The organism is Virgibacillus sp. SK37, from assembly GCF_000725285.1.
Lineage (GTDB): Bacteria > Bacillota > Bacilli > Bacillales > Amphibacillaceae > Virgibacillus_Q.
In genome coordinates, this window is the sequence record NZ_CP007161.1 from 3,385,935 (window position 1) to 3,410,701 (window position 24,767).

The 24,767-nt window shown below is 38.1% G+C and carries 24 protein-coding genes and 1 pseudogene; 8 read left to right on the plus strand and 17 right to left on the minus strand.

Annotated elements, in window-relative coordinates:
• Positions 1-745: 745 nt before the first annotated feature.
• The 3 genes from X953_RS16690 to X953_RS16700 all read right to left on the minus strand — a co-directional run bounded on the left by X953_RS16690 (position 746) and on the right by X953_RS16700 (position 3,143).
• A complete protein-coding gene (locus X953_RS16690) occupies positions 746-1,267 on the minus strand; it encodes a YwhD family protein (protein ID WP_040956583.1) in 522 nt (173 codons plus the stop codon).
• Positions 1,268-1,339: 72 nt separating this feature from the next.
• Positions 1,340-1,834, minus strand: a complete 495-nt coding sequence (locus X953_RS16695; RefSeq protein WP_040956584.1) for a YwgA family protein — start codon at positions 1,832-1,834, stop codon at positions 1,340-1,342.
• The gene (locus tag X953_RS16700) at positions 1,824-3,143 is read right to left on the minus strand and encodes an HD domain-containing protein (protein WP_040956585.1); all 1,320 of its coding nucleotides are present in this window, start codon (positions 3,141-3,143) and stop codon (positions 1,824-1,826) included. Before X953_RS16700 ends, X953_RS16695 begins: the two co-directional genes overlap by 11 nt.
• A 97-nt stretch (positions 3,144-3,240) precedes the next feature.
• On the opposite strand from X953_RS16700, the gene X953_RS16705 reads away from it, so the two are divergent.
• On the plus strand, positions 3,241-4,092 hold the full coding sequence (locus tag X953_RS16705) for a lipoate--protein ligase family protein (RefSeq protein WP_040956586.1): 852 nt from the start codon (positions 3,241-3,243) through the stop codon (positions 4,090-4,092).
• A 105-nt stretch (positions 4,093-4,197) separates the two neighbouring features.
• Here X953_RS16705 and pta read toward each other — a convergent pair whose 3' ends face one another.
• Positions 4,198-5,169, minus strand: a complete 972-nt coding sequence (pta, locus tag X953_RS16710; protein ID WP_040956587.1) for a phosphate acetyltransferase — start codon at positions 5,167-5,169, stop codon at positions 4,198-4,200.
• A gap of 238 nt (positions 5,170-5,407) precedes the next feature.
• On the opposite strand from pta, the gene hemQ reads away from it, so the two are divergent.
• The 3 genes from hemQ to gerQ all read left to right on the plus strand — a co-directional run bounded on the left by hemQ (position 5,408) and on the right by gerQ (position 6,896).
• On the plus strand, positions 5,408-6,157 hold the full coding sequence (gene hemQ / locus X953_RS16715) for a hydrogen peroxide-dependent heme synthase (protein ID WP_040956588.1): 750 nt from the start codon (positions 5,408-5,410) through the stop codon (positions 6,155-6,157).
• Between the two features lie 155 nt (positions 6,158-6,312).
• Positions 6,313-6,438: a hypothetical protein gene (locus X953_RS20410; RefSeq protein WP_255350991.1), complete on the plus strand. Its 126-nt coding sequence runs from the start codon at positions 6,313-6,315 to the stop codon at positions 6,436-6,438.
• Positions 6,435-6,896, plus strand: coding sequence for a spore coat protein GerQ (gene gerQ, locus X953_RS16720; protein WP_040956589.1), 462 nt, complete (start codon positions 6,435-6,437; stop codon positions 6,894-6,896). The genes X953_RS20410 and gerQ overlap by 4 nt, the downstream gene beginning before the upstream one ends.
• A gap of 356 nt (positions 6,897-7,252) precedes the next feature.
• Here the strand turns inward: gerQ and X953_RS16730 are convergent, their stop codons facing one another.
• The 6 genes from X953_RS16730 to X953_RS16755 form a co-directional block, all read right to left on the minus strand.
• Positions 7,253-7,621, minus strand: coding sequence for a DUF423 domain-containing protein (locus X953_RS16730; protein WP_040956591.1), 369 nt, complete (start codon positions 7,619-7,621; stop codon positions 7,253-7,255).
• 20 nt (positions 7,622-7,641) lie between these two features.
• Complete coding sequence (locus X953_RS16735) at positions 7,642-7,935, minus strand: YwdI family protein (protein ID WP_040956592.1); 294 nt, start codon at positions 7,933-7,935, stop codon at positions 7,642-7,644.
• A 731-nt stretch (positions 7,936-8,666) separates the two neighbouring features.
• On the minus strand, positions 8,667-8,876 hold the full coding sequence (locus X953_RS16740) for a hypothetical protein (RefSeq protein WP_040956593.1): 210 nt from the start codon (positions 8,874-8,876) through the stop codon (positions 8,667-8,669).
• Positions 8,877-9,005: 129 nt separating this feature from the next.
• Positions 9,006-10,580, minus strand: a complete 1,575-nt coding sequence (locus X953_RS16745; RefSeq protein ID WP_198023290.1) for an FMN-binding glutamate synthase family protein — start codon at positions 10,578-10,580, stop codon at positions 9,006-9,008.
• A 98-nt stretch (positions 10,581-10,678) separates the two neighbouring features.
• Positions 10,679-10,984, minus strand: a complete 306-nt coding sequence (locus X953_RS16750; RefSeq protein WP_040956595.1) for a phasin family protein — start codon at positions 10,982-10,984, stop codon at positions 10,679-10,681.
• Positions 10,985-10,997: 13 nt separating this feature from the next.
• The gene (locus X953_RS16755; protein ID WP_232217748.1) at positions 10,998-12,644 is read right to left on the minus strand and encodes an AarF/ABC1/UbiB kinase family protein; all 1,647 of its coding nucleotides are present in this window, start codon (positions 12,642-12,644) and stop codon (positions 10,998-11,000) included.
• Between the two features lie 132 nt (positions 12,645-12,776).
• Between X953_RS16755 and X953_RS16760 the strand changes: the two genes are divergently transcribed.
• Complete coding sequence (locus tag X953_RS16760) at positions 12,777-14,120, plus strand: YjiH family protein (protein WP_040956597.1); 1,344 nt, start codon at positions 12,777-12,779, stop codon at positions 14,118-14,120.
• A 95-nt stretch (positions 14,121-14,215) separates the two neighbouring features.
• Here the strand turns inward: X953_RS16760 and X953_RS16765 are convergent, their stop codons facing one another.
• The 3 genes and pseudogenes from X953_RS16765 to X953_RS16775 form a co-directional block, all read right to left on the minus strand.
• Entirely contained in the window at positions 14,216-15,043 is an 828-nt protein-coding gene (locus tag X953_RS16765; protein WP_040956598.1) for a sugar nucleotide-binding protein, read from the minus strand.
• A 33-nt stretch (positions 15,044-15,076) separates the two neighbouring features.
• A pseudogene (locus X953_RS16770) lies at positions 15,077-16,106 on the minus strand (acyltransferase family protein).
• 272 nt (positions 16,107-16,378) lie between these two features.
• Positions 16,379-17,236, minus strand: a complete 858-nt coding sequence (locus X953_RS16775) for a Ku protein (protein WP_019379198.1) — start codon at positions 17,234-17,236, stop codon at positions 16,379-16,381.
• Between the two features lie 144 nt (positions 17,237-17,380).
• On the opposite strand from X953_RS16775, the gene X953_RS16780 reads away from it, so the two are divergent.
• Positions 17,381-19,177, plus strand: a complete 1,797-nt coding sequence (locus tag X953_RS16780; protein WP_040956599.1) for a DNA ligase D — start codon at positions 17,381-17,383, stop codon at positions 19,175-19,177.
• A 72-nt stretch (positions 19,178-19,249) separates the two neighbouring features.
• Here X953_RS16780 and X953_RS16785 read toward each other — a convergent pair whose 3' ends face one another.
• Positions 19,250-20,644 carry an L-cystine transporter gene (locus X953_RS16785; protein ID WP_040956600.1) on the minus strand — a complete coding sequence of 465 codons (1,395 nt, stop codon included), beginning with the start codon at positions 20,642-20,644 and terminating at the stop codon, positions 19,250-19,252.
• A gap of 927 nt (positions 20,645-21,571) precedes the next feature.
• Positions 21,572-22,012: an OsmC family protein gene (locus X953_RS16790; protein ID WP_040956601.1), complete on the minus strand. Its 441-nt coding sequence runs from the start codon at positions 22,010-22,012 to the stop codon at positions 21,572-21,574.
• A gap of 201 nt (positions 22,013-22,213) precedes the next feature.
• Here X953_RS16790 and X953_RS16795 point away from each other — a divergent pair, with 201 nt between their 5' ends.
• Entirely contained in the window at positions 22,214-22,906 is a 693-nt protein-coding gene (locus X953_RS16795) for a Na-translocating system protein MpsC family protein (RefSeq protein ID WP_040956602.1), read from the plus strand.
• A gap of 108 nt (positions 22,907-23,014) precedes the next feature.
• A complete protein-coding gene (locus X953_RS19900; protein ID WP_156958511.1) occupies positions 23,015-23,182 on the plus strand; it encodes a hypothetical protein in 168 nt (55 codons plus the stop codon).
• Between the two features lie 76 nt (positions 23,183-23,258).
• Here X953_RS19900 and X953_RS16800 read toward each other — a convergent pair whose 3' ends face one another.
• Together X953_RS16800 and X953_RS16805 are read right to left on the minus strand one after the other, a co-directional pair.
• Entirely contained in the window at positions 23,259-23,618 is a 360-nt protein-coding gene (locus X953_RS16800) for a DUF488 domain-containing protein (protein ID WP_019376699.1), read from the minus strand.
• Between the two features lie 199 nt (positions 23,619-23,817).
• A complete protein-coding gene (locus X953_RS16805) occupies positions 23,818-24,600 on the minus strand; it encodes a TerC family protein (protein WP_040956603.1) in 783 nt (260 codons plus the stop codon).
• Positions 24,601-24,767 lie beyond the last annotated feature (167 nt).

Below are 24,767 nucleotides of genomic sequence, written 5' to 3' on the forward strand. Positions count from 1 at the left end.
ACGTTGGGATAAAACAAGTGAATATGATTTTCTAATCTAGCTACGGGAAAATATTACGCTTTCCGCGGGCGGCCTGCGAGCCTCGGGCCAACACGAAGTTGGTCATGAAGGCGTTGCGACAATGGGGTTTGGTGGGGCGAGTATGCGCAGCCCCAGGACGTCGCGACCTTAGCCTTCCAACCTTTGTATGAATGTGGGGTCTCGCTAGTCTCGCTTTTCCCGCTGGACAAGGAAAGCTACGTCAGCAAGGCATCGCACGAAGAAAATGTGTATTTTCATTTTCGAGGAGTCTTCATATTTTCCCTTCGCTAATGGCTATATTCCAACTAAAACCGAAGCTCAATAACAATTGTTTGGAGTGGAGTGCGTCATAGCATGAGCTGAAGACACTAAACGGAGCGTAGCGGAGGAAGCGACTGAAGCCATGCCGCTGGCAAAGAAGACACTGTGAGAGCACGAATTATAGTGATCTTTCCTGCAACAAAGTTTTTCAAAGTTAATTTATACCCCGATAGTTTCTTCACAGTTTTAGCCATTTTGCGAAGCAGTAGATATATTTGAACTATTTTCAAGCATAAAAAGAAGCCGACATAAGTAAGGTCCGTCTTACTTCCTGTCGGCTTCTTTTTTGTCCTAGTAATACATGAGTAGCCCATGTACACATATTTTACAAATTTATAGCGCAAAGTACAAGATTTTAGAAGAATGTTCATGATTAAGTCACAAAATGTTCACTTTTTCAATTTTACTCAGACAATGCCCCTTTCAATTCATCCGTAGAATTACTCCACATCTCTCCATTAAAATCGACAAGGAAATCTTTTAGCAACTTTTTAGAGTGTTCATCCATATGCTCCACTATTATTTTACCTTTTAATGATTTCTCCATATGTGTTACATGCTGGGCCATGGATTTATATGCACGCTTGTTCGGGCGATCCACACGTAATTCACTTCCTGCTACACCAGCATAATATGGACCATTCTCTCCACGCTCCACATTCACCCAGACAATCCAGTATAACCTTCCATTAGGAACGTCTTCCTTGTTGGGCATATATTTCACGCGGCGCTCTATATCACTTCTTGCATGCATTGCTCCCATATCTACATAGGCACTGTTCTCTTCCGGGTCTACGATGACAGGTGACATATTTTCCAAGCTAATTGTCCCTGCACCATAACCCCCATGGCCATCTGTAGAATCATCTTTAATGATGGTAAAAGCATTCGTCTTTTTTTTATTGGAAGATTGATCCGAACTCATCCCAACGCCCTCCTTTTATTTCTATTGTTTTCCATTGTAGCACAGGTATATACCTATATTCATATAACCCGCTTAATGCTTCAACTTACTAATGAAATCGTTCGCTTCCTGTATTTCCTGTTCGCTGTATTTTTGTTTTGGTTTTACTGTATGAACTTTATCGACGACCTGCTGAGCTGGCAAATAATCAAAGTAAAGCATGGTAGAAACAAGTTCAAGAAACCGTGAACTTCTCCCTTGTAGTAATCCTACTTGCCCACTAAAATCTGGCATGTCCATGCGGAATTGATTCAGAAACCCTTTTCCATCATCCGTAATGGCATAGTTGTACTGATAATAGTTACTCTTTTCTTCCTTCACTTCCTCAATAAAACCCAAGTTACATAGTTCCTCTACGCGCAATGTCAGTTCTTCTGAGTATGGTCCGTAAAAGTGAAACTGGTATTTCTCTTCAAAGGGCACTTCACATTTTTGCAGTATGTATATCATCTTTTGTAGTTTCTTCCGACCGGTTACTTCCTTTGCAACAGAAAAAAATTGCATCAGCTTTGCATGATTACTTAGCATTTTCTACCTCTCCTTGACCGTATAAAATATCCTTAATCCGCTTTTTCGTGTGCTCATCCTTTAATTTTTCCAACATATCCTTAGGAAAATATAACTTATGGTCTGTCCGCTTTTTTCCTGAAATTGCTTCAACTATATCTGAATGCCTGGACAACTCTTTTAAGCTACCATCAGGCATTAGTAGATGGATAGGAAGTCGTTCTTCCTCTTCTCCAGGCCGATAAAAGTCATAGGGTAAATCAGACGAAGAATCGACCACGAGGTAATATTCCGGGTCAATACCTGCTTTTTGAAACAACCTGTATAATTCCATCCAATCATTCATTTGCAGATTGGGATTGAATTCAATGTATTTAAAAAGGCGACGATTTAAGAACCGCTCACAAAGATCTTGTAATATTTCATCATCCTCTTCCTGCCATAGTTGGAAGTAATACGACACAATACCCTCATCCAGCCTTAAATATTCCTGCAAATCTACCTTCCCCTTGAAAAAAGAGATAAAGTGCGTTGGTTCCAATTTAAATGTAAAATCCTCTGTTTCAAATAAAAACTTAGCCCGATGAAGTATTTTTGACAATATTACCTCTGCACTTCTTGTAACAGGGTGAAAGTATACCTGCCAATACATTTGATAGCGGCTCATAATATAATCTTCCACTGCATGCATCCCTGTTGATTTTATAACAACCTGATCCTCCATCGGTCGCATCACGCGCAAAATACGTTCCATATCGAAGTGTCCATAGCTGACACCGGTAAAATAGGCATCCCTTTGGAGATAATCCATCCTGTCAGCATCAATTTGACTGGATATTAAACTGACAACCAACTTGTCTTCATACGTTTTAGCAATAACATCTGCAACCGCCTGGTCAAACCCTGGTTCCACTAACTTCAAAATACGATTAACCTCGGTATCACCTAATATGATTGCCTGTGTATATTGTTCATGATCCAACTTAAATACTTTCTCAAAGGAATGGGAAAACGGACCGTGACCTAAATCATGCAGTAATGCAGCACATAAGCAGAGCAATCGTTTTTCATTATTCCAATAAGGCCGTTCCTGAAAGTTATATATAATCCTTCTTACGATTTCATAAACACCAAGCGAGTGGTTAAACCGACTGTGCTCTGCCCCATGGAACGTATAATTAGAAGTCCCCAGCTGTTTGATCCGGCGTAATCGTTGAAATTCAGGTGTAGCTATAAGATCCCATATGACACGGTCCTTGACATGTACATACCTATGCACCGGATCTTTAAAAACTTTTTCTTCTACTAATTGCTCCTCTTTATAACACATGACTTCCCATCCGTTTCTTTTCGACTATTTCTTTTTATTATATAATAGTTGGAGAAACTAAAAAAGAGATAACAAGTATTCAGATTAGGAGATCATTATGAAAAACTGGAAAGACATCATTCGACATACAACATTTCGTTATATAGACCATTCTGTTGATAAAAAATATACATCTAATGCCATGACATCCTTTGCAATAGATGATGCATTAGCCATTTCCGTTAGTAATGAAGCTTCCCCGCCTGCAGTACGCTTATGGGTCCACCCAAATACGATAGTGTTAGGCATTCCGGATGCCAAACTTCCCCATATCGAAGAGGGAGTTATGTATTTGGCCAGCGAGGACTACAATGTCATAGTTAGAAATTCCGGAGGTCTCGCCGTAGCCTTGGATGAGGGGGTACTCAATATTTCCCTAGTTCTTCCTAACGTAAAGCATATCTCCATCTATGATTGTTATGAGGCAATGGTTAGCTTTGTTCAATATATGCTGCGTGATTTAACAGAGGAAATTAAGGCATATGAAATAGAGGATTCCTATTGCCCGGGAGATTATGATTTAAGTATTAACGGCAAAAAGTTTGCGGGTATTTCTCAGCGACGCGTTAAAGATGGTGCCGCTATTCAAATCTATTTGGATGTGGAAGGAGACAGTCACCAGCGTGCTTCTATGATTAGGAAATTTTATGATATTAGTAAGCGTGGGGAACAGACAAATTTCAGTTTTCCAGAGGTAAATCCCAATGTAATGGGATCCCTGTCTGATCTGTTAGGAATAGAAATATCCGTAGACAATATGAAAAAGCGAGTATATCAAGCGTTACGTGATTTCACAGAGGAAATTACTGAAAATCAATTAACTACAGAAGAAATAGCGACCTTCAACAAACGCTATACGTTAATGGAGAAGCGTAATGAAGCCATCACAGAAATTATTGAAAGCAAATAAAGCCGTACGTAGCCTCCTTGAATAACTCGGAGGCACGCTACGGCCTTATTCTGTACTCTTCGCTTTGTAGAGTTATTAATAGAAAACAATGCAGATAATAATACTTTATTCAGCCTGGGCCGCGGTAATTAAAGCAAGCTTATACACATCGTCAGCACTACAGCCTCTGGACAAATCATTTACCGGCTTATTTAAACCTTGTAAAATCGGACCTACTGCTTCAAATTCACCAAGTCGTTGAGCAATTTTGTATCCAATATTCCCCGCTTCCAAGCTAGGAAAAATAAATACATTTGCATCTCCCTGCAATACGGAATCAGGAGCCTTTTTCTCAGCAACACTTGGAACAAAGGCAGCATCGAATTGAAATTCTCCGTCAATAATGAGATCAGGGTTTTTCTCTTTAGCTATTTTAAGTGCTTCCTCCACTTTTTCCGTCTCTGGAGACTTTGCAGAGCCTTTCGTAGAAAAGCTAAGCATCGCCACACGTGGATCTACATCGAAAAGCTTCCCTGTAACAGCACTTTCCACGGCAATTTCTGCTAAATCCTGGCTATCTGGAGAAATATTGATAGCACAATCGGCGAAAACGTATTTTTCGTCTCCTCGAACCATAATAAACACGCCGGAAGTTTTCTTAATACCTTCCTTTGTCTTAATAATTTGTAAAGCTGGACGAACCGTGTCTGCTGTCGAATGTGTTGCTCCACTAACCAGACCATCTGCCTGATTCATATACACGAGCATCGTTCCAAAGTAATTCTCATCCTGTAATATCGTTTGCGCTTCCTCTTTTGTTACCTTTCCTTTTCGACGTTCCACAAAGGTTTCAACCATTACATCCATTTCCGCGAATTCTGCCGGATCCATTATTTTGCATGAAGACACATTTACACCGTACTCCTCTGCTTTATGTCGAATATCGGCTTTCTTCCCAATTAGAATTGGTGCCAAAATCCCTGCTGCTCCCAGCTGGCTGGCAGCCTTTAAGATCCGTTCATCTTGCCCTTCCGGAAAAACGATTGATTTATTTTGTCCGGTAACTTTTTCTTCCAACTGATCAAATAACTGGCTCATGGGTTCATCCCTCCATCGATTTTTATACCTAAATTGTAGACTAAGAACACATCTTTTTAAAGTCGGAGTCCACTAGCATTTCAGTGTTTTAAAATAGTTATGACATTCCAGTGACAGAAAGGAAAAACACTCACATTCTTTTCCTTCATCTGAAATCGTACCCCATGAATATCTTACCCCAATTATGATATAGTAAAAACAGATGAAACTTATTTACAATTATGAAGGAGAGATACATATGGTAGAAGCAGTAGAAACAATGGATGGCTGGTGTAGTTTGCATGATTTCCGCTCCATTGATTGGACCGCTTGGAAGCTTGCATCAGAATTAGAACGCGAAGAAGCAATTCACAGCCTGGAAAAACTGATGACCAAATGGGAAAAGGTTGAAGAAGAAAAAAACGGAAGTCAAGTTCTCTATAAAATAGTCGGCCAAAAAGCTGATTTCATGTTTATGTTCCTCCGTCCAACAATGAACGAGTTAAATGATATTGAAACAGAATTAAACAAATCAAAAATGGGTGAATTTCTTATTCCTGTTCATTCCTACGTATCCATTATCGAGCTAGCTAAATACCGTCCTGCCAAAGATGGTGTTGATCCTGAAACTTTACCGGAAACGCAAGCACGTTTAAAGCCAATACTACCAAAATGGGAACATATCTGTTTTTATCCAATGGACAGACGTCGTCAGGGAGAAGAGAATTGGTATACACTGGAAAAAGATGTGCGCGGAAAGCTTTTATATGAACATAGTAAAACCGGAAGAAAATACGCAGGAAAAATCAAGCAGTTTATTACAGGTTCTATTGGTCTCGATGACTGGGAATGGGGAGTTACGCTATTTGCTCATGAACCATTAGAATTTAAAAATATTGTGTATGAAATGCGTTTTGATGAAGTTAGCTCCCGTTATGGTGAATTCGGAGAGTTTTTCATTGGAAATTACCTTCCAAAAGAAGAGGTCGCTTCCTACCTAAAAGTCTAATATTTACGAAAGAAGAGTCGTTCAAAGGAAACGGCTCTTTTTTGTGTTCATTCATAATTTTGACGCAGCATTTCTTTGTCATCTTTTTTCTTCCATGGGCATACATATAATTTAGTGAGTATGTATCATGCTTTTTGCAGAAATGAGGATATATCATGGCAGTGGTTGCACGTACGGAAAAAGACGTTGAGCTTCTCGATCGTCTGATGCGTGCAGAAGCTGAGGGGAGCAGTCTATCGTTAGTCTTATGTATTGTTTATTTTAAGGAGGTTATTTTATGAGTGAAAAGAACAACAAGAACCAATATACAGGAAATCCATATCAAGTTTATCCTTATTACTATCCACAAACTTCACCAGCCTACTATCCAGCCAATCAGCAAAGACAGTATCCTACCTATCAACAGCAGCCTCAGCAGCAGACACAAGTCCCTACTACACAGGAGCAAGGAATGCTACCAATACAGGAATCGTATATCGAAAATATTTTACGCTTAAATAGAGGCAAAAAGGCAACCGTCTATATGACCTTTGAAAATAACACCCAGTGGAATGCGAAGGTTTTCAAAGGAGTGATTGAGGCAGCTGGGAGAGACCATCTTATATTAAGTGATCCGCAAACAGGAAAAAGGTACTTATTGTTAATGATTTACTTGGACTATGTCACGTTTGATGAAGAGATAAACTACTCCTATCCGTATGACGGCAGTGGTCAAATGTCTATGTATTCTCCAAGATAGGAAATAGACCAGACACATAGCCATGAACTGAAAAAGGATGGCACCTACACGATCAGGGCATCCTTTTTCAGCCATTTCAATAAAGAAAGGTATGGAGAGGAGCCCATCTAATGCGCCATCCGTATACTAAATTAATCCGATTAGAAATTATATCTATTATATGTGCGCTGGTTGTGGGGACCCTAGCACTTATCAAAGGCTTTATTACGCTCATTTTTCTATGCCTTTATTTAATCTCTCTCAGTTTGATTGTTGATGCTTTAATCAACATTCATACTAACCAAGCTCATCAAGCAGCAAAACAAGTGTTTCGGGCCATCTTACTATTTATATTTACTACTTATTTCATTTTTAAATTATAATGCTTTCATAATCACTGTTCCTAAGATCACCCAACCAATTAGAAAAGCTACTCCTCCCAATGGAGTAATCATTGCAAAGGTTTTAATTGCTGTTGTTGAGTAAATATAAAGGCTTCCTGAAAAAAGAATGATTCCTATAAAGAACATCCATCCAGCCCAGCCGATGCCACTACCGGTAATTTTTGTTGTTAACAATCCGGTAACTAGTAACGCCATAGTGTGAAACATTTGATAGTTAACCGCTTTTTCCCACGTAGACAAAGCTTTTTCAGAAATCTTCCCTTCTAGGCCATGTGCGCCGAATGCTCCCAAGGCTACTGCCAAAAAGCCATTAATTACTCCAAGTAATAAAAACAATTTCATTGTAATACTCCCCTTCTATGTTAAAAATCAAATAAGGAATCACCGTTTGCTTCTTCATGATCAATTGCTGATTTATTTACTGAGGGCTTGCCAGCGTTTGCCTTTCCAATCATTGCTTTCATTTCTTCTGGTGAGATTTCATTACGATCTAGTTGAACACTTTTCGAAGTCTCTCCGGATTCCAGCAATAAATCACATAATAGACGGATGTTGCTTATTGATTTAGACATTTTTTCCGGATTATCCGCCCATTTCTCTGCACGGCTTAACTCTTCCTTCATTTTTGTTATAATCGTTTCATTTGCTACTGCCATTTACGATCGCTCCTTCCAATCGATTCAACTGCCATTATATCATGTTATTCCATGAAATTAACTAATGAAGGATTCGGACAACCTACTTTTTCAAATGTTAGTTAACGCTGCGCAGTTGGAGGAAAATGCGAACTAGAGAAAACATATTTAGCTATTTATGCGAAATAGCTAAATAACACCGCTACGGAAAAATACTGCGCTTTCCGGGGGCGGCTGATGAGCCTCCTCATGCTACCGCATTCCGGGGTCTCACCGATGCCTCATCTCCCCCAGGAGTCTCCGTATTTTTCCTTCGCTAAAGTGTATTTTCCAAGCTATTAAAGTTAAAAGATACTTCTTCGATTAATAAATATCTTTAATCACTTAATAGCATATACCAGTTGATTGGAATGAAGGAGGACGACTCCTGCCGGAATAGCATGAGGCGAAGACCCTGGACGGAGCGTAGCGGAGGAAGCGGCTGAGGCCATGCCGGCGGAAAGCGTTCCTCTGTAATGGAAATCAATGGCGGTAGGTGATCTTCTAAGCGTATTTAGATAAATTTTTTAGTAGCCATATTCCTGTTACAAGAGGTATAATTTCTCACCTCCAAGCACGTGAGCTAAGTGTATTTTCCGAAACGGCCGTTTACAGTACTACCAAGTTACTTCGCAGTTTATCTTTTTACGAGATATCTTAAAAAAACAATTAAAAAAGAGTGAACAAAAATAAAAACCCTGCTAAAGCAGGGTCTAGTGGTTAAAGTAAAAATTTTTCACATGGGTATTTCCTTCTTCTAAAAAAGCTACTTCAGACATTAACATAACTTCTTTCTTCAATCTTCCTCTCTGATCAGCTTCATGTCGCTCATACACCCACTTTATAAATTCCAATTCCTTTTTGTTGAAAGGTCTATCTAGTTTTGTTTGTAGCTTTCTGCAAAATTCCCCTAGACTATTCATCGACAACCCCCTGTAGAGCCGAGAAATTAAATATCTACTCATATTGTAAACGGAATCATCATTTATTTCAATACCAAAGTGGTAAAATATGCTGAATTTACAGAAAACTACGTTAACTGACATATTTCTTTAACTAATATAGGAATAATCTTTTCGATTACTCACTTCCTGTAATTGATCTTTTAAAACAACATGCTCTCTTGTGAATTTTGTAGGGGAGTCAATGCCGGCAATCGCAGCCATTTCAAAAACTCCTTCTCTCAATGCCAACAAATAATTACAAACCCTGTACTTTTTCTCTTCAATGCTCAGAGCTTGTTGTAATTTGGGGTCTGTTGTCGTTACACCTGTTGGGCAATTGTTGGTGTGGCATACTTCTGCCATAATACAACCGACACTAAGCATAAAACCTCTGGCAATGTTTATCATGTCAGCACCGAGCGCCAGTGCCATTACAATTTTATCTGGTGTAAGTAGCTGACCGGAAGCAATAATATGTGTTCTTTCCCGCAACTCGTATTTTTTCAACAGTTCATCAACCATAGGCAGTGCAGCAAATGTTGGAAGACCGACAGAATCAGCCAATTCGTAATAAGAAGCACCGGTCCCTCCGTTACCTCCATCTACTGTAATAAAATCAGGAATGATTCCTGTTTCCTTCATCGCTTTCATTAAATTTTCTACTTGTTCTTGATTACCTACAACAATTTTCATGCCTACAGGCTTACCACCGACATCACGTAATTGTGATAGAAATTCCAAGAACTCTTTACCGTTATTAATACCGTGGAAACGGTTCGGACTATTAATATCTTCCCCTTGCTCAACTTTTCTGATCTCCGCAATTTCTTTTGTAACTTTCTTCCCGTCCACATGGCCACCACGCTGTTTTGCACCTTGAGCCACTTTTAGTTCAAAGGCCTTAATTTGGTCCATATCACTTTTCTTTTTAAATTCCTCCCAAGAAAACTCGCCATCCTTTGTTCGGACACCAAACAGGCCAGGGCTGATTTGCATAATAATATCCACATCCCCTTTTAAGTGATACGGCGAAACACTGCCCTCTCCTGTATTCATCCAGGTGCCACCTGCCATGCCAAGCCCCTCGGAAAGTGCTGTAATAGCATGATCTCCAAGTGATCCGAAGCTCATTGCTGATTGCCCAATAAGACCTTTAATTTTAAAGGGTTGACGTGCGGTGCCCTTTCCAAGAACAATTGCTTCATCATCTGTTAAATAAAAAGGATTCAGTTCCCCTTCTTCCCGATACTCTTTACGACTAAATAGCTTCTCATTATCTATTTTGTATAATTTGGTTTTTATTTTAGGCTGCTGATCAATTTTTAATTCGTTTCGGAGCTTAGGAAACATATTGTTTACCATATAAAGCCCACTTTCGTGAAAATCTCTCTGTGATCCATAGCCAATCATTCTATCATTATATTTCCCTGCTTTATAAACAAATTCGAACTCTCTCCGGTGAAATGGCTTTCCTTCATTATCATTGTTAAATAAGTATTGCCTTAACTCTGGTCCCATTTTTTCTATGATATAGCGCATCTTTCCCAGTAAGGGATAATTACGTAAAATGGAATGCTCCTCTTGTTTCTTATCAAAAAAATAAATACGAAGAAAAATTAGTAATGGTATAAGTATAATAAGAGTAATCAGAACAATTAACCCGATTAATAATGCATCCTCCATAGCAATCTCCTCCCTAACCTGTGTATGTCATAATGGCGATACCCTCCTTCAGGCAATTTAAACATAAGAAAAAACCAGGCCAATAATTGACCTGATTCCTATAGCTCATTTTCTCCTATTTTTTCTTCTAGTTCTGTAATCCGTGCACGCAACTCATTGATGTCTTCTTTAGTGGCTAGCCCTAGATCTTTCGCCATTTTCTGGGTTTGCTCAAACTGCTTGACGCTCCATTCGTCTTTTTTCATTTCGCCTTTATCTGTAAAGCTTTGAAGTACTGTCCTAGCTTCATCCTGTGTTAATTCATTTTTATCTACAAGCTCCTTTAATTTCTGATCAAACTTTTCTTTACTGGTTACGGCCGCTCCCAGTCCCAATAGGAATCCTTTTTTTAGTAATTCATTCATTTTTAGCACTCCTTTATTTTATAGATTGAATTACCTTGTAATGCTTTCTGGCAAGTATCGTAAACATAACCACAAAATAAATAATGCCTGCCAGTCCAAAGCTTCCAAATATAGTATAGCCTTCTACATAGCCATACCAGCTTGCTGCAATACTGACTAGAATCATAATAAAATGAAATGACTCCAGTACCAGGAAAAAGTGATGTTTCCATGTTTTTTCTTGTTTTTCTTTATCCCACTCTCTATCCTTTTCCCCATTTTCCAGCCATCCTAACATTGCTTTCGGAAAAGAGAAGATAGGTTCAATGGATTCCTTAGCATACTGTTTATAAATAGATTCGATTAGCGTTTTGCTGCCAAGCCATTTTTTGATTTTAGGTTTGGCCCATTTTTCTATGTCTGTTTCCGGATAAATTGCAAAAAGTATTCCTATATTAATAGATATTGCTCGTCCTAAATAAGCATACTCGGCAGACAACTGAATGGGCTGTTCTTTTACAAACATTTTGATGTCCTGTTTAATTTGTTCCAGCAACTGTCCATCCATATTTTTGAATGAACCATCCCGATACATTTCGATCAGTTGTTTTACCATTTTCTTTAACTTATTTGTGTCAGCATTTGGTAATACAAAATTCATTTGTTCGAGTGCTTCTATTACACGGTCATAGTCATCTATAATTACCCCTTGAATCAAATGCTTAAAATAAGTAGTATCTTGTTTTCTAACTTCCCCTACCATCCCAAAGTCCAGTATGGTGATCGTGCCATTCCTATTAATTAGTAGATTACCTGCATGGGGGTCTGCGTGAAAGTTGCCTGGGTTTAAAAACTGCTCACTATAAAAGTTAAATAGATTTTTTGCAATTCTTTCTGGTTGAATATGATGCTTACGCATAAATTCAAGGTCAGTTATTTTTGCACCTTCCGCCCATTCCATAACCAACACTCTTTTTGTACATAGCTCATCCATAAACGCAGGGATATATACCGTCTTATCATCTTTAAACCTTTCTTTAAAATACTTTCCATAATGTAATTCCTGGGTGAAATCCAATTCACGATCCATCACTCGTATCAATTCTAAATAGAGTGATTTTAAATCTGCTTTTTTTCCAAAAGAAGTACAAAAAGAAATAATCCAAAATACAACCCGTAATGCTTTAAAATCCATATGAAAGATTCTTTCCACCTGATATCGTTGAACCTTAATCGCAACTTCTCTTCCGCTTCCTTTTAACCTTGCGTAGTAAACTTCCCCGATCGAAGCTGAAGCAATAGACGTTCTGTTTATATCCTCTATATATTCGGATGGGTCCGCGCCCCACTCTTCCTGAAGTAAACGACTTGCGTAGCTATACGGCATTGGAGGGACACGATCGACCAAGCCACTCAATTCTTTAATAAATACTTCAGGCATAAAGTCTGTTCTTGTACTAAGAAACTGACCCACCTTTATTAATACTCCACCCATTTTAACGGCTTTTTTCCGATATTCTACAGCCTGTTTATGTAGCAGGTGTTCCCATTTCCGCTTCGTCTGTTCATCCCAAATACCATGAAAAAGATGAAAGAAATAAATTTGGAAAATAAATTTTACGACCATCCATACAATAAACGTACACCGGTAAAACAAATTATATGTTAACGCATTTTTCACATTAAACACCTCTAAAACCATTTCCCGGTAATCTATGAAATAAAACTTATCTATGATATTAGTAAAAGTACTTGGATATTTATACAACCCCCTGTATAATAGTACAAAAACGAGTTATTCAGGGAGGATTATATGAACAAGCAAAACTATAAATGGAGTGATCATCTTAAATTTATTATTCCTTCCCTCATTGGAATATTTTTATTTATGTGTCCTGTACAAACCAAGGATGGCTTAACTATTCCAATTGCAGTATTGGCAAATTGGGTTCAGGAGGAACTTGCTAATCAGCTTTCCATGATTATGATGATTATTATCGTAATCACAGCAATAATGACCCTGTTGGCAAGGTTCAGCTCCATTTTTAAAAAGACACCGTTTTTCCAAAACTTATTTCATGTCAGTATATTTTGGACAATTACAAGAGTTGTCGCGGCCGTATTTGCTGTGATGGTATATTTTGATTTGGGGTCCGAAGCAATTTATGGACCAAATACAGGAGAGGTTCTTTTGGATGACCTGCTCCATGTTCTGTTCGCTGTCTTTTTATTCGCTGGGTTATTTTTACCATTACTAATGAACTTTGGTTTATTGGAATTATTCGGTACATTAATGACAAAAATTATGCGTCCGCTATTTCGCTTACCAGGCAGAGCGTCCATTGACTCATTAGCTTCCTGGATTGGTGACGGTACTATTGGAGTACTTTTAACTAGTCGGCAATACGAAGATGGTTACTATACAAAGCGTGAAGCCGCCGTAATTGGGACAACCTTTTCTATTGTTTCCATTACGTTCACACTAGTAGTAATTTCTGAAGTAGGCTTAGAGCATATGTTTGTTCCTTTTTATGCAACTGTACTCCTTGCTGGATTTGTTGCTGCATTAATTATGCCAAGAATACCACCCCTTTCCAGAAAAGCGGACTCCTTTGTACGAGATGATGCAGAAGGGATTAACGAGGAAATCCCTGATGGTTACAACTCTTTCACATTTGGTTATAAAAAAGCGTTGGACCGCAGTAAAAAAGAAACAAGTGTGTATCAATTTTTTAAAGAAGGCGGGCAAAACATCCTCGATATGTGGATGGGAGTCGCCCCAGTCGTAATGGCTTTTGGTTTGATTGCTTTGATCATTGCTGAATACACCCCCGTATTCCAATGGCTAGGTATGCCGTTTATCCCTTTACTTGAACTGATGCAGGTACCATATGCTGCTCAGGCATCAGAGACGGTTTTAATTGGTTTTGCAGATATGTTCCTGCCTGCCATTTTTGCTTCATCCATTGATGCAGAGATAACGAGGTTTATTATCGCAGGCTTGTCTGTTACACAGTTAATATATATGTCTGAGGTTGGCGGCTTATTACTTGGCTCCAAGGTACCAGTATCATTTAAGGACCTGGCAATTATTTTCTTACTTCGAACAGTAATTACATTGCCTATTATTACACTGATTGCCCATCTGATTTTTTAATTCATACAGGTTTATTAGCAAAGACGAAAAAGACGGTCATCTCATAGATGACCGTCTTTTCCTTTTATAAAAAAAGGGGTGATATGCTATACGTTTTATCTGAAATTTAGTTTCAATTTTTCTTTAATTTTTTCCGTGTTCAGAGAAGTATTCTTCGGAATTTCTTCATCTACTCGTTCTTCTTCAGAACCTTTTTCAACTAAATCTGCATTATAGCCCATTTTCTCTGCTTCTTCCCTCATAAATTCATAAAAACTTTGTGTCTTTTCTGGTCCAGTATTATAAACACCGATCAGATCATTTTGGATGAACTTTACAATGACGGTTGCCAAATCCGCTACATGCACAAATGTCCGAATGAGATCATCGCGAAAGGCTATCGGCTTATCCGAACGCAGATGATAGGCTAATTTATCTGTACGCTCATCTAGCTTTCCAATCGCATTTTCACCGTATATTGGGCCAGCACGTAAAATAGTATAATTTGTTAACTCCTTATCAATGAGCCGTTCCGCTTTTACCTTAGCATTTGTATAGTTACTGAACGCATGATCCTCAGGCAGCGTAGATAATGGATCTTCTTCCTTATACGGCCCATTTCCTGCACTATAAACAAAATCAGACGAGAGATAGATCAGCTTTGTCTCAGGAGTCAGATGTGTAATTAAGTGGATTAAGCCTTGATCTGTTAACTCGTGTTCATTTGGCCCAGCCATTACTGACCAAACAACTACATCTGGCTGTTCTTCTTTAAAGTACTCGGAAAAAGACTCTGGTTCATTTACATCTAGCTTTACTAGATCATCAAACATAGAAGGCTCTTCCAAAAACGTCCCACTAACTTCTATGCCGGATATATCATCTAGTAATTTATAAACAGATGACCCTACATATCCATTCGCACCAAATACACAAACCTTCATACCTAGCACTTCCTCTCTTTAAAACAGTTAGAATTATGATTCTGTTCCGGGTTGCTTTTTGCTTATTTTTTCATGATAGGCTTTCTTCATAATGGATGCTCTTCCTTCAATAATAGGTTGCCAAATTCCCAGCACAGGCTTACTGGATAGCAGGAGAACAATCCCCATGGAAATCGCTGCCAATCCTACAAAGTCAACTAGATTATTAATTTTAAATACATCTACTTGACGGAAATACTGAATGAAAAACCCATGCAGAAGATACACATATAATGTTCTAGTTCCAAGTTTAGTAAAACTCTGCTTGTTTTTTGGTATCCATGCCAACACACTTGCTACCATAATTGCTGCTGTAACATAAACCGTTAGTCGAGCTAAGCCACCATACTCACTCATGCCTAAATCTCCATAAGACTTGGATGCAAGCAACCAACCTGAATTGAAATCAGGCATGTAATAAATTGCAAGTGCAATTGCGGCCATTACACCAACAGAAATCACTTTAAATGCTTTCCGCTTAACTAACATTACTTGCTTCTCTGTTAGCCAGTAACCAGCTAGGAAAAATGGGAAAAACACAAATGTGCGAGATAAACTGAATGTGTGTCCAATTTCTCCAAAATAACCAACGATTAAGCCAATTTGAACAGCAAGTGTAATACTCAAAACTGCTGGTATTTTCTTGAACCAATACAGCAAGAGATGCCAGCAAAATAAACTAAATAAAAACCATAGTGCCCATTGTGGGTGAAATAAATCATTTTGCCAACCGGATTTCCCAATAATAAAGTAATAGCCTGTATAGATTAATTGGAAAATCAAATAGGGTACAAGTAGTTTTTTTATTAAATTCAGTATATAAGAAATGTTCCCTGAACCTTTGGCAAAAAAAACCCGCCAACAAAATAAATGCAGGCATATGAAAGGTGTAAATCCACATATACAGCGTGTTTATAGTTGTAGAACCATCTGTAAATGGTTGAATCATATGACCGAACACCACAAGGAATATTAAAATGAACTTCGCGTTATCAAAGAAGGCGTTTCTTTCCATTACACTCATCCTTAAACTTTTATTTACATATTCTATACCCTATTTTACACGTTTAAACGGAGTTTCACTCCTATTTAAAGTAGTTGTTAACCATTTGTTAGCAGAATGAAAATTACTTGAATATTTGTAATATGTGTGGCAGAAATAAGGTTTTTATATTTCGAGGTAATAGCTATATTTCAAAGGTGCATGGCGCTAATCTTATTCTACGGCGAACTCATACGCTCTACTGCCGATTACCTTTATATACAAAAAGAAAAAGCCTCAAAAAATAGAGACTTTTACGTTGCTGTTTTCTTTTTCTGTGTTGTTGTTTTTGTTTTACGTTTTGGTTGTTTTGGCTTCGGTTTTTCTTTTTTAGCTCGCTCTAAAGAGGCTTGCAGTGCATCCATTAAATTATCAGCACCTGTGGCTGTAGCCGGTCTTGTACTTACATCCTTCGCCGTAGTTGTTTGCTCATTATTTTTCTTATCTTCAATTAAATCAAGCAATGCGGTGCGATATTCATCTTTATATTTTTCAGGATCAAACTCAGCTGTTAACTGATCAATTAACATTTTCGCAGTGTCGAGTTCTTTTTTCGCGACAGCTACTTCTTCAGGCACGTTTGGCACATCTTGTACACTCCGGACTTCATCAGGATAGTGAATCGTCTCTACAATAAGTGTATTTTCGTATACACGGATCACAGCAAGCTGCTCTTTTGAACGGATAATCATTTTCGCTACGCCAATTTTCCCGGTGTCTTTCAAAGCACTTCGTAATAAACCGTATGCCTTCCCGCCACCTTCATTTGGTGATAAGTAATAGCTTTTTTCGAAATAGATCGGATCAATTTCTTCCAGCTTTACAAAATCTACAATTTCAACTGCTTTATCGGCCTGTTCCTTTTGCAATGCTTCCAGTTCTTCATCATCTAAAATCACAAACTTATTTTTAGCGTATTCATATGCCTTCACAATTTCCTCATTCTCTACCTTTCGATCACAAACCGGACAAACCTTCTCATATTTCACAGGTGATTGGCACTCCTTATGAAGCTGACGAAGCTTCACATCCTTATTCTCTGTTGCTGCATGCATTTTTACTGGTATGTTCACCAATCCGAAACTTATGGTGCCCTTCCACATTGTGTGCATAAATACGTACCTCCCTTTTCTACATAGTTTGTCGGTTGTATATCTTTTTATCCTCTCAGCGAGTATTTTTCTAAAAATAAGCCAAGTTATGAATAAAAGCGCAAGCGTTTTACTAGTACTAGTAAAGAAGAAAGGCGGAAAGACATGCCAGTGATGAAGCCTATTAGCAGTAATGACATTCCTCAGGGAGAGAATTGGTTATATGAAATAAAGTACGATGGCTTTCGTTGTGTTATATACTGGAATCAAGGAGAAATTAAACTGGTAAGTAAAAATAATAATGACCTTACAAAGGGATTTCCAGAAATTGTCGAAGCACTATATGCAGTAGAATCAGAAATGACAGAAGTCCTGCCGATAACCTTAGATGGAGAACTCGTCATTCTAAACAATGACTATCAAGGGAATTTCTCCGCTCTACAGAAACGAGGTCGCCTGAAAAATAAAGCAGCTATCCTCAAAGCAGCTGAGACCAGACCTGCATCTTTTTTAGCATTTGACCTTTGGCAACAAGGCAAGGAAAACATGGAAAAAGTCCCTTATATTGAACGGAAAATTGCTCTAGAATCTCTTTTAGCAACTATTAAGGTACCTCAGCTACGTATTGTAAAAGCATTTGAAAACCCGAATAAATTATGGGAAATAATTTTTAATTATAAGGGAGAAGGAATGATTGCAAAGAGAAAGCGAAGTATTTACCAACCGGGCAAAGGGCATCATGATTGGTTAAAAATAAAAAATTGGCGAACCTTCCATGGTTTTCTTACGACCTATGACAAGAAAAATAATTACTTTACTGTAGGAGTATTTAATGGAGAAAATATAAGTACTATTGGGAAATGTAAGCATGGATTGGATAAAGACACGTTCTCCTCCATTGCCCAATTCTTCATTAAAAATGGTGTGGAGCATGGAGAGGGCTATGAACTTCCTCCAGCAATATGTGCCTCTCTTCATACACTTGACTTATATAAAAATGAGTTAAGAGAACCTGAGTTTTCCACACTGTTGCCAAATATATCAGCGACTGAGTGCACCCAGCAGAAGCTTGAGCTGGATATGGCTATGCTTCCACAAAAGGTGGAGCTTACGAATACAGAAAAGATTTTTTGGCCGAGTACCGGTTATACAAAAGGGGATTTACTTGTATACATAAGGGAAATAGCCCCCTATATGCTTCCGTTTATAAAAAGTAAAGCTCTTACAATTATTCGCGCACCGGACGGAGTTAGCAATGAGCATTTTTTTCAAAAACATCTACCTGACTACGCACCGGATTTTATTAACTCCATCCCTTATGAAAATAAAAAGCTCATTGTTTGTGACTCGCTTGATTCACTTATTTGGTTTGCAAATCATGGAGCTGTGGAATATCATGTTCCATTTCAATATATTACACAAACACATCCACATGAGATTGTATTTGATTTAGATCCACCAGATCGAAAAAGATTTAGTTTAGCTATTAAAGCAGCAAATATTATTAAGCCAATGCTTGATGAATTAGAGCTCACTTCCTTTGTAAAAACCTCCGGAAATAAAGGTCTGCAAATACACATTCCACTTCCGTCTAATAAGCTATCCTATGAGGATACGGCATTAATCACTCAATCCATTGCCTGGACAGTGGAGACAGCTTATCCTAACTTATTTACAACGGAACGGATGAAGAAAAAGCGGAATGAAAGACTTTATATTGATTATGTACAGCACGGGAAGGACAAGACTATTATTGCACCATATTCCCCAAGAAGGACGGAAGAAGCTACAGTTTCTACTCCTTTATTTTGGGAAGAAGTTAAAGATGGCTTAGAACCAACAAGTTTTACAATAAAAAATATGATAGAACGAGTACAAACACTTGGTTGTCCCTTCAAGGATTACTTTAAGGCTGGCGAGAATCAAGACCTGGATAAAGTATTATCATTTATAAGGGGTTAAATCACTAGCATACTGGAGATTTTTTATTTATAACAAAAATCCGTTTTCCAATAAGGAAAACGGATTTTCTGATTATAAAGAAGTACTTTCTTCAATTGCTGTTTTGTCATTAAACGTTTTTAGATTCAATTTTTTCAAGATACGAGAGCTTATTGTTCCTGAAACCATGGCACCATTAACATTCAATGCTGTACGTCCCATATCAATTAAAGCCTCAATGGAAATAAGAAGACCAGCAAGGGCTACAGGCATATTCATGGACGAAAGCACGATTAACGCTGCAAATGTCGCTCCCCCACCTACACCAGCAATACCGAATGAGCTGACACCGATAATTAACACTAACTGCAAAATAAAGCCTGGTGATAGTGGATCAATACCAACGGTTGGCGCAATCATTACTGCAAGCATAGCAGGATAAATACCCGCACACCCATTTTGCCCCATCGTTGCTCCAAAGGATGCAGACATGTTAGCAATACCTTGGTCCACACCTAATGAGTTTTTCTGTGCTTGAATGTTCAGTGGAATAGTACCCGCACTGGATCGGGAAGTAAACGCAAAGCCAAGTACAGGTATTACCTTTTTCAAATATGTTAATGGATTTAAACCAAATACTCCGACTAATACCAAGTGAATGATAAACATAACAAATAACGCTACATAAGAAGCAATTACAAATTTACCAAGTTCTACAATTCCAGCAAAATCTGTGTTCGCTACTGTATTAGCCATTAACGCTAAAATACCAAATGGCGTTAAACGTAACACCAATGTCACGATTCGCATTACCACAGCGTACAGGGAGTTTATAATCTTCGTAAACATTTCTGCCTGCTCTGGGTTTTTACGTCGTACACCAAGTACCGCAATCCCTACAATAATAGAGAAAATAACAACAGCTATTACAGAAGTTGAGCGTTGTCCTGTCATATCCATAAAAATATTTGATGGGATGAAATTAAGGATCTTATCCGGGGTGGATTGGTCTTGCACCTCTCCTAATGTTGTTTCCAGCATTGTCCCCCGTTCACTCTCTGCTTGACCTGCTTCAATTTGCTCTGCACTTAAATCAAATAATGTAGCAGTCCCTATCCCTACAAATGCAGCGACCATCGTTGTAGTTATCAATATCCCAATAATCCAAGCTGACATCTTCCCTAACTCGGCTGAGTTCTCCAGGTTAATGATTGACTGAATAATAGATACAAGTACTAATGGTATAACAATCATCATAAGTAAACGTACATACCCACTACCTACAATGCTATACCAGTCTGTTGTTGCAGTCAGCACCTCAGAACCTGTTCCATAGATTAACTGTAGCACCGTCCCCAATAAAATCCCCAAACCTAAACCTGTAAACACTCTTCTTGAAAAAGAATAGTGTTTCTTCTGCATCCAAATCAACAAACCAATTACCGCTAATAGTACGGCAATATTAAGTAATATATAAATTAAATCCATTCCTCTTTCCCCTCTCTGTCATGTCGTTTAATAAATTCAGTATATGCATAAATTTATAGAAATGACCTAAAATATATAATTCCGATAAATTTACTATGACTTAATTTAAAATACAATGGTTTAGGAAAAGTGTCAAGGGGTTTTGGGAACAATTAGAATATATTTTTGAAGAAATTAGTGGTCAATAATACCTTCCTATGAGTAAGGATTTGAAAGATATATCCATATATGAGATATATCTTTCAACTAAAAAGGTTTTTCTACAAACGGTGGTTCACAAGCGTAGTATTTTGTTCATTCATAGTAGGAGGAAACTGCGACGTAGTGAAAACTTATTTCCCAATTAATATAAAATAGCTAAATAACACCGCTACGGAAAAATACTGCGCTTTCCGGGGGCGGCTGATGAGACTCGGGCCAACACGATGTTGGTCATGAAGGCGTTGCGACGTCGCGAATTTAGCCTTCCAACCTCTATACGCATTCCGGGGTCTCACCGATGCCTCATCTTCCCCAGGAGTCTCCGTATTTTTCCTTCGCTAAGAGTTACTCTTTAGCAATAAATGAATTTAGTATTAGGTGTAAAAAGGTCGCTTTACATTGACAAGGAATAAGTGAAAAGCCCGCTTTGCATTTGAGATTTTAAAGCACATACCAATTGATTGGAATGGAAGATGACGACTCCTGCCGGAATAGCATGAGCTGAAGACCCTGCACGGAGCGTAGCGGAGGAAGCGGCTGAGGCCATGCCGGCGGAAAGCGTTCATCTGGAATGGAAATCAATGGCGATAGGTGGTCTTCAATAGTATCAAGTTACGTCGCAGTTTATCTATTTTCCGAATCATTGAATAACCTTAACATATATATAAGAACCAATTAAAAACCCTCTCTTCCGTTAATCAACGAAAAGAGAGGGCTCCCATATACTTATCTAATATCTGCTTCTAATTCAATTTCTACGTTGCCTTGGATCGCTCGTGAAATCATGCAACTTTTTTCGGCTTTTTCTACAAGCTTTTTAAGTTTGTTTACTTGTTCCTCAGTAGCATCTTGATTAAGGGTAACATGAGGCCGATGAATTATTTTCTTATACGTAAATACTCCCCCTGTTACATCTACAATACCTTCTGAATCCAATCCCATCTTCTCCAATGGTAGCTCTGCACGCTCAATCATTGCGGCTAGCGTTATTACATAGCAAGTTGCAGCTGCTCCAAGTAACATTTCATCTGGATTTGTACCAATCCCTGGTCCATCCATTTCAGTAGGAATCGAAATTTTTGTTTTTAAATTTTCAGTTTCAATAAAACCGTCGTTATTTCGCCCTCCAGGCCACGTAGCCTTTAAGTGAAAATGATGTTCTGCCATTTTTATCACCTCAAGTTTAGAATAGCAGAAACAAGAGAAAAATTAGAGTAAAAAGCGAGGTAAAACAACATAGATTAATTATTGCTTTATTACAAACACTATTATTTAGCCATGTTTGGTTTTCATTTATTAGTGGTAATGTTAGACTAAAAACAGGGAATGTAAAATAATGTACTTTCCTCCAATAAAGGATGAGAATAATTGAGTACTAAAAGTCAAGCTTCCATCATTGCAAGCTCTGTAGGTAAATTATTGCGGGACAATTTCGGGAAGGGCCCCGGGTCTATTTATGTTTCCATCAGTAGAGGTTTTGTAACAATGTATCTGCAAAATTTTTTAGCTCCAATGGAACGTATTTTGTTAAATCAAAAGAATGATTTAAAGATACAAGAAACCAGAGACCTCATGATGTCAGAGCTGATTCCGGAAATAAAGTGGATTCTTACTTCAGAATTAAATTCAGGTGTGAAAACAATTCTCTATGACTGGGAACTGGAAAAAAAATCAGGAATTATATTTGCTGAGATGGAACCAATCTTTAATGAATCTGAAGAGGAAGATCTTGATTATCCAGCAAAAGAGAAATTACACGGGGAAATTAATCGATTCACTGAAAAAGCGCAAAAAACGCCAATGCATTTGGTTTCTTATAAATTGAACGAGCGCACCATTATATCTAGACGGGAAGAAATTTTAGTATTAATTGAGAAGGAACTTATTCAATCCGGCTTCTCTGAACAGCTAAGATTATCAAAAAGAAAATTGGAAAAATCTTTAATAAATATAGATTATATAGAAAGTGTGCTGAATCAGGAAATTCAGGATATTTTTGTAGACTGGGACTTCAGTGATGATGTAGGTTACGTGGTATTTATATTAAAGCCAACTAAATAGCAGGTGGGAATGCCGAGACAATAGTGCTTGGACATAAGCCGTAAAGAGAAATATTCTCTTTTCGGCTATTTTTTTGTTTGAAATCTAAGTAAAGGAGGAGCTTACTTTATGTATAAAGTAGTAGCTATTGGAGCAAATCAGGTAAGTGCAAATATGGCATTTGACGGTAAAATAATCACTTTTCAAACATATGAAGAAGCAGAGTTATTTTTGAAAGAATCTCAACAGAAAGTTTTTCTTCCAGATAACTATAAGCTTATTATAAAAAAAGAGTAAGTAATACGAAGTCATTCGGGCATTAATCTATGCTGGGATATCTACCCAGCATAGCGAGAGTGCAATATCCTATGAGCTACTGTCTATCAAGGATTTCCTTCAAAACAGCTGCCTGATTATTGTTTTCATCTTTCGCTGAAAACAATAAAGTAATATGCTTGTTATGCTTTTTAGTTAAATCTTTTAGTTCTTCTAGTTCTTCATTTTGGTCTCCATTTTGAAGTTCGTCTTTATATTTCTTCTTAAACTCAGAAAACTTTTCGGGGTCATGGTTAAACCATTTGCGGAGTTCGTTGGATGGACCGATATTTTTCATCCATTCGTCCAGATTGGCTGATTCTTTAGACATACCGCGAGGCCATACACGGTCCACAAGTACGCGAAAGCCATCGTTTTGATCCTCTTCATTATAAATACGCTTTATTTGTACAGGCATTCTATCTCCTCCTTACTATCCCATTACCCATTGCATAGCAAACGGAAACACGAAGCAAGCTTTCAGCCATTTTAGAACGTCTCTTTTAAAAGATAGTTTCTTCTAATAAAGTAGAACTAATTAAATCAGTGAAAAGGGAATCTACACATATGCAGTTCTATATAAAAAAACACCTACCTGTCAGGTAGATGTTTTTCTATTAGCTTGATTGTTCGTCTTTGTTCTCTTTTACCCCAGAAGCAAACCATCCGATAACCGCAATAGCTACTAACACAATATAGAAAGTTAATTTCCATATTGTAGAATGTGGGAAGTGTTCAGGAATCCAAGCTACATCCGGATGTGCCATTACAATAACAGCTAACTTAATTCCAACCCAACCTACAATCACAAAAGCTGCTATCTCAAGTCCTGGTCGCTTATGAAGCAAATCAACAAAGATGTTTGCGGCAAAACGCATGATAATCAGACCAATCATACCGCCAGCAAAAACTACAGCAAATTGTGCTGTATCAAGGCTTCCTACTTGGCCAAGATCTGTTGGTGGCAGAGCAACTGCCAAAGCTACTGCCGCTAGAATTGAATCAACGGCAAAGGCTAAATCAGCAAACTCGACCTTTAAAACAGTCATCCAAAAGCCATTGCCTCTCGCAACCTTTGCCTTTTCCTCTGCTTCCTCTTCTTCTTTCTTCCCGGACTTTAACTTTCCATACAAATTCTTTATAGAAATAAATAATAGATAAGCGGCACCTAGTGCTTGTACCTCCCATACATCTACGAGAAATGAAATGATAAACAAGGAACCAAACCGCAATACAAACGCTCCTGCCAGTCCATAAAAAAGTGCTTTCTTCCGCTGCTTTTCAGGAAGATGCTTTACCATAATAGCCAAAACTAATGCATTATCTGCAGCTAGAAGCCCTTCTAAACCAACTAAGACAACGAGCACCCATAGGTATTCCAACAATAAATCTGCACCCATTACTTAACCTCTCCTCAATATAAAAAAGTTCCTACCAACAGGTAAGAACCAAAAAGAGACCCTTACCTGTTAACGGTAAAGGTCTCGCAAACAACGTCCGTTGCCAATAAAGCCGGAGAATAAATTCTCGTAATGACGACTTTAATTGTACAGCTACTCCCCTTTAG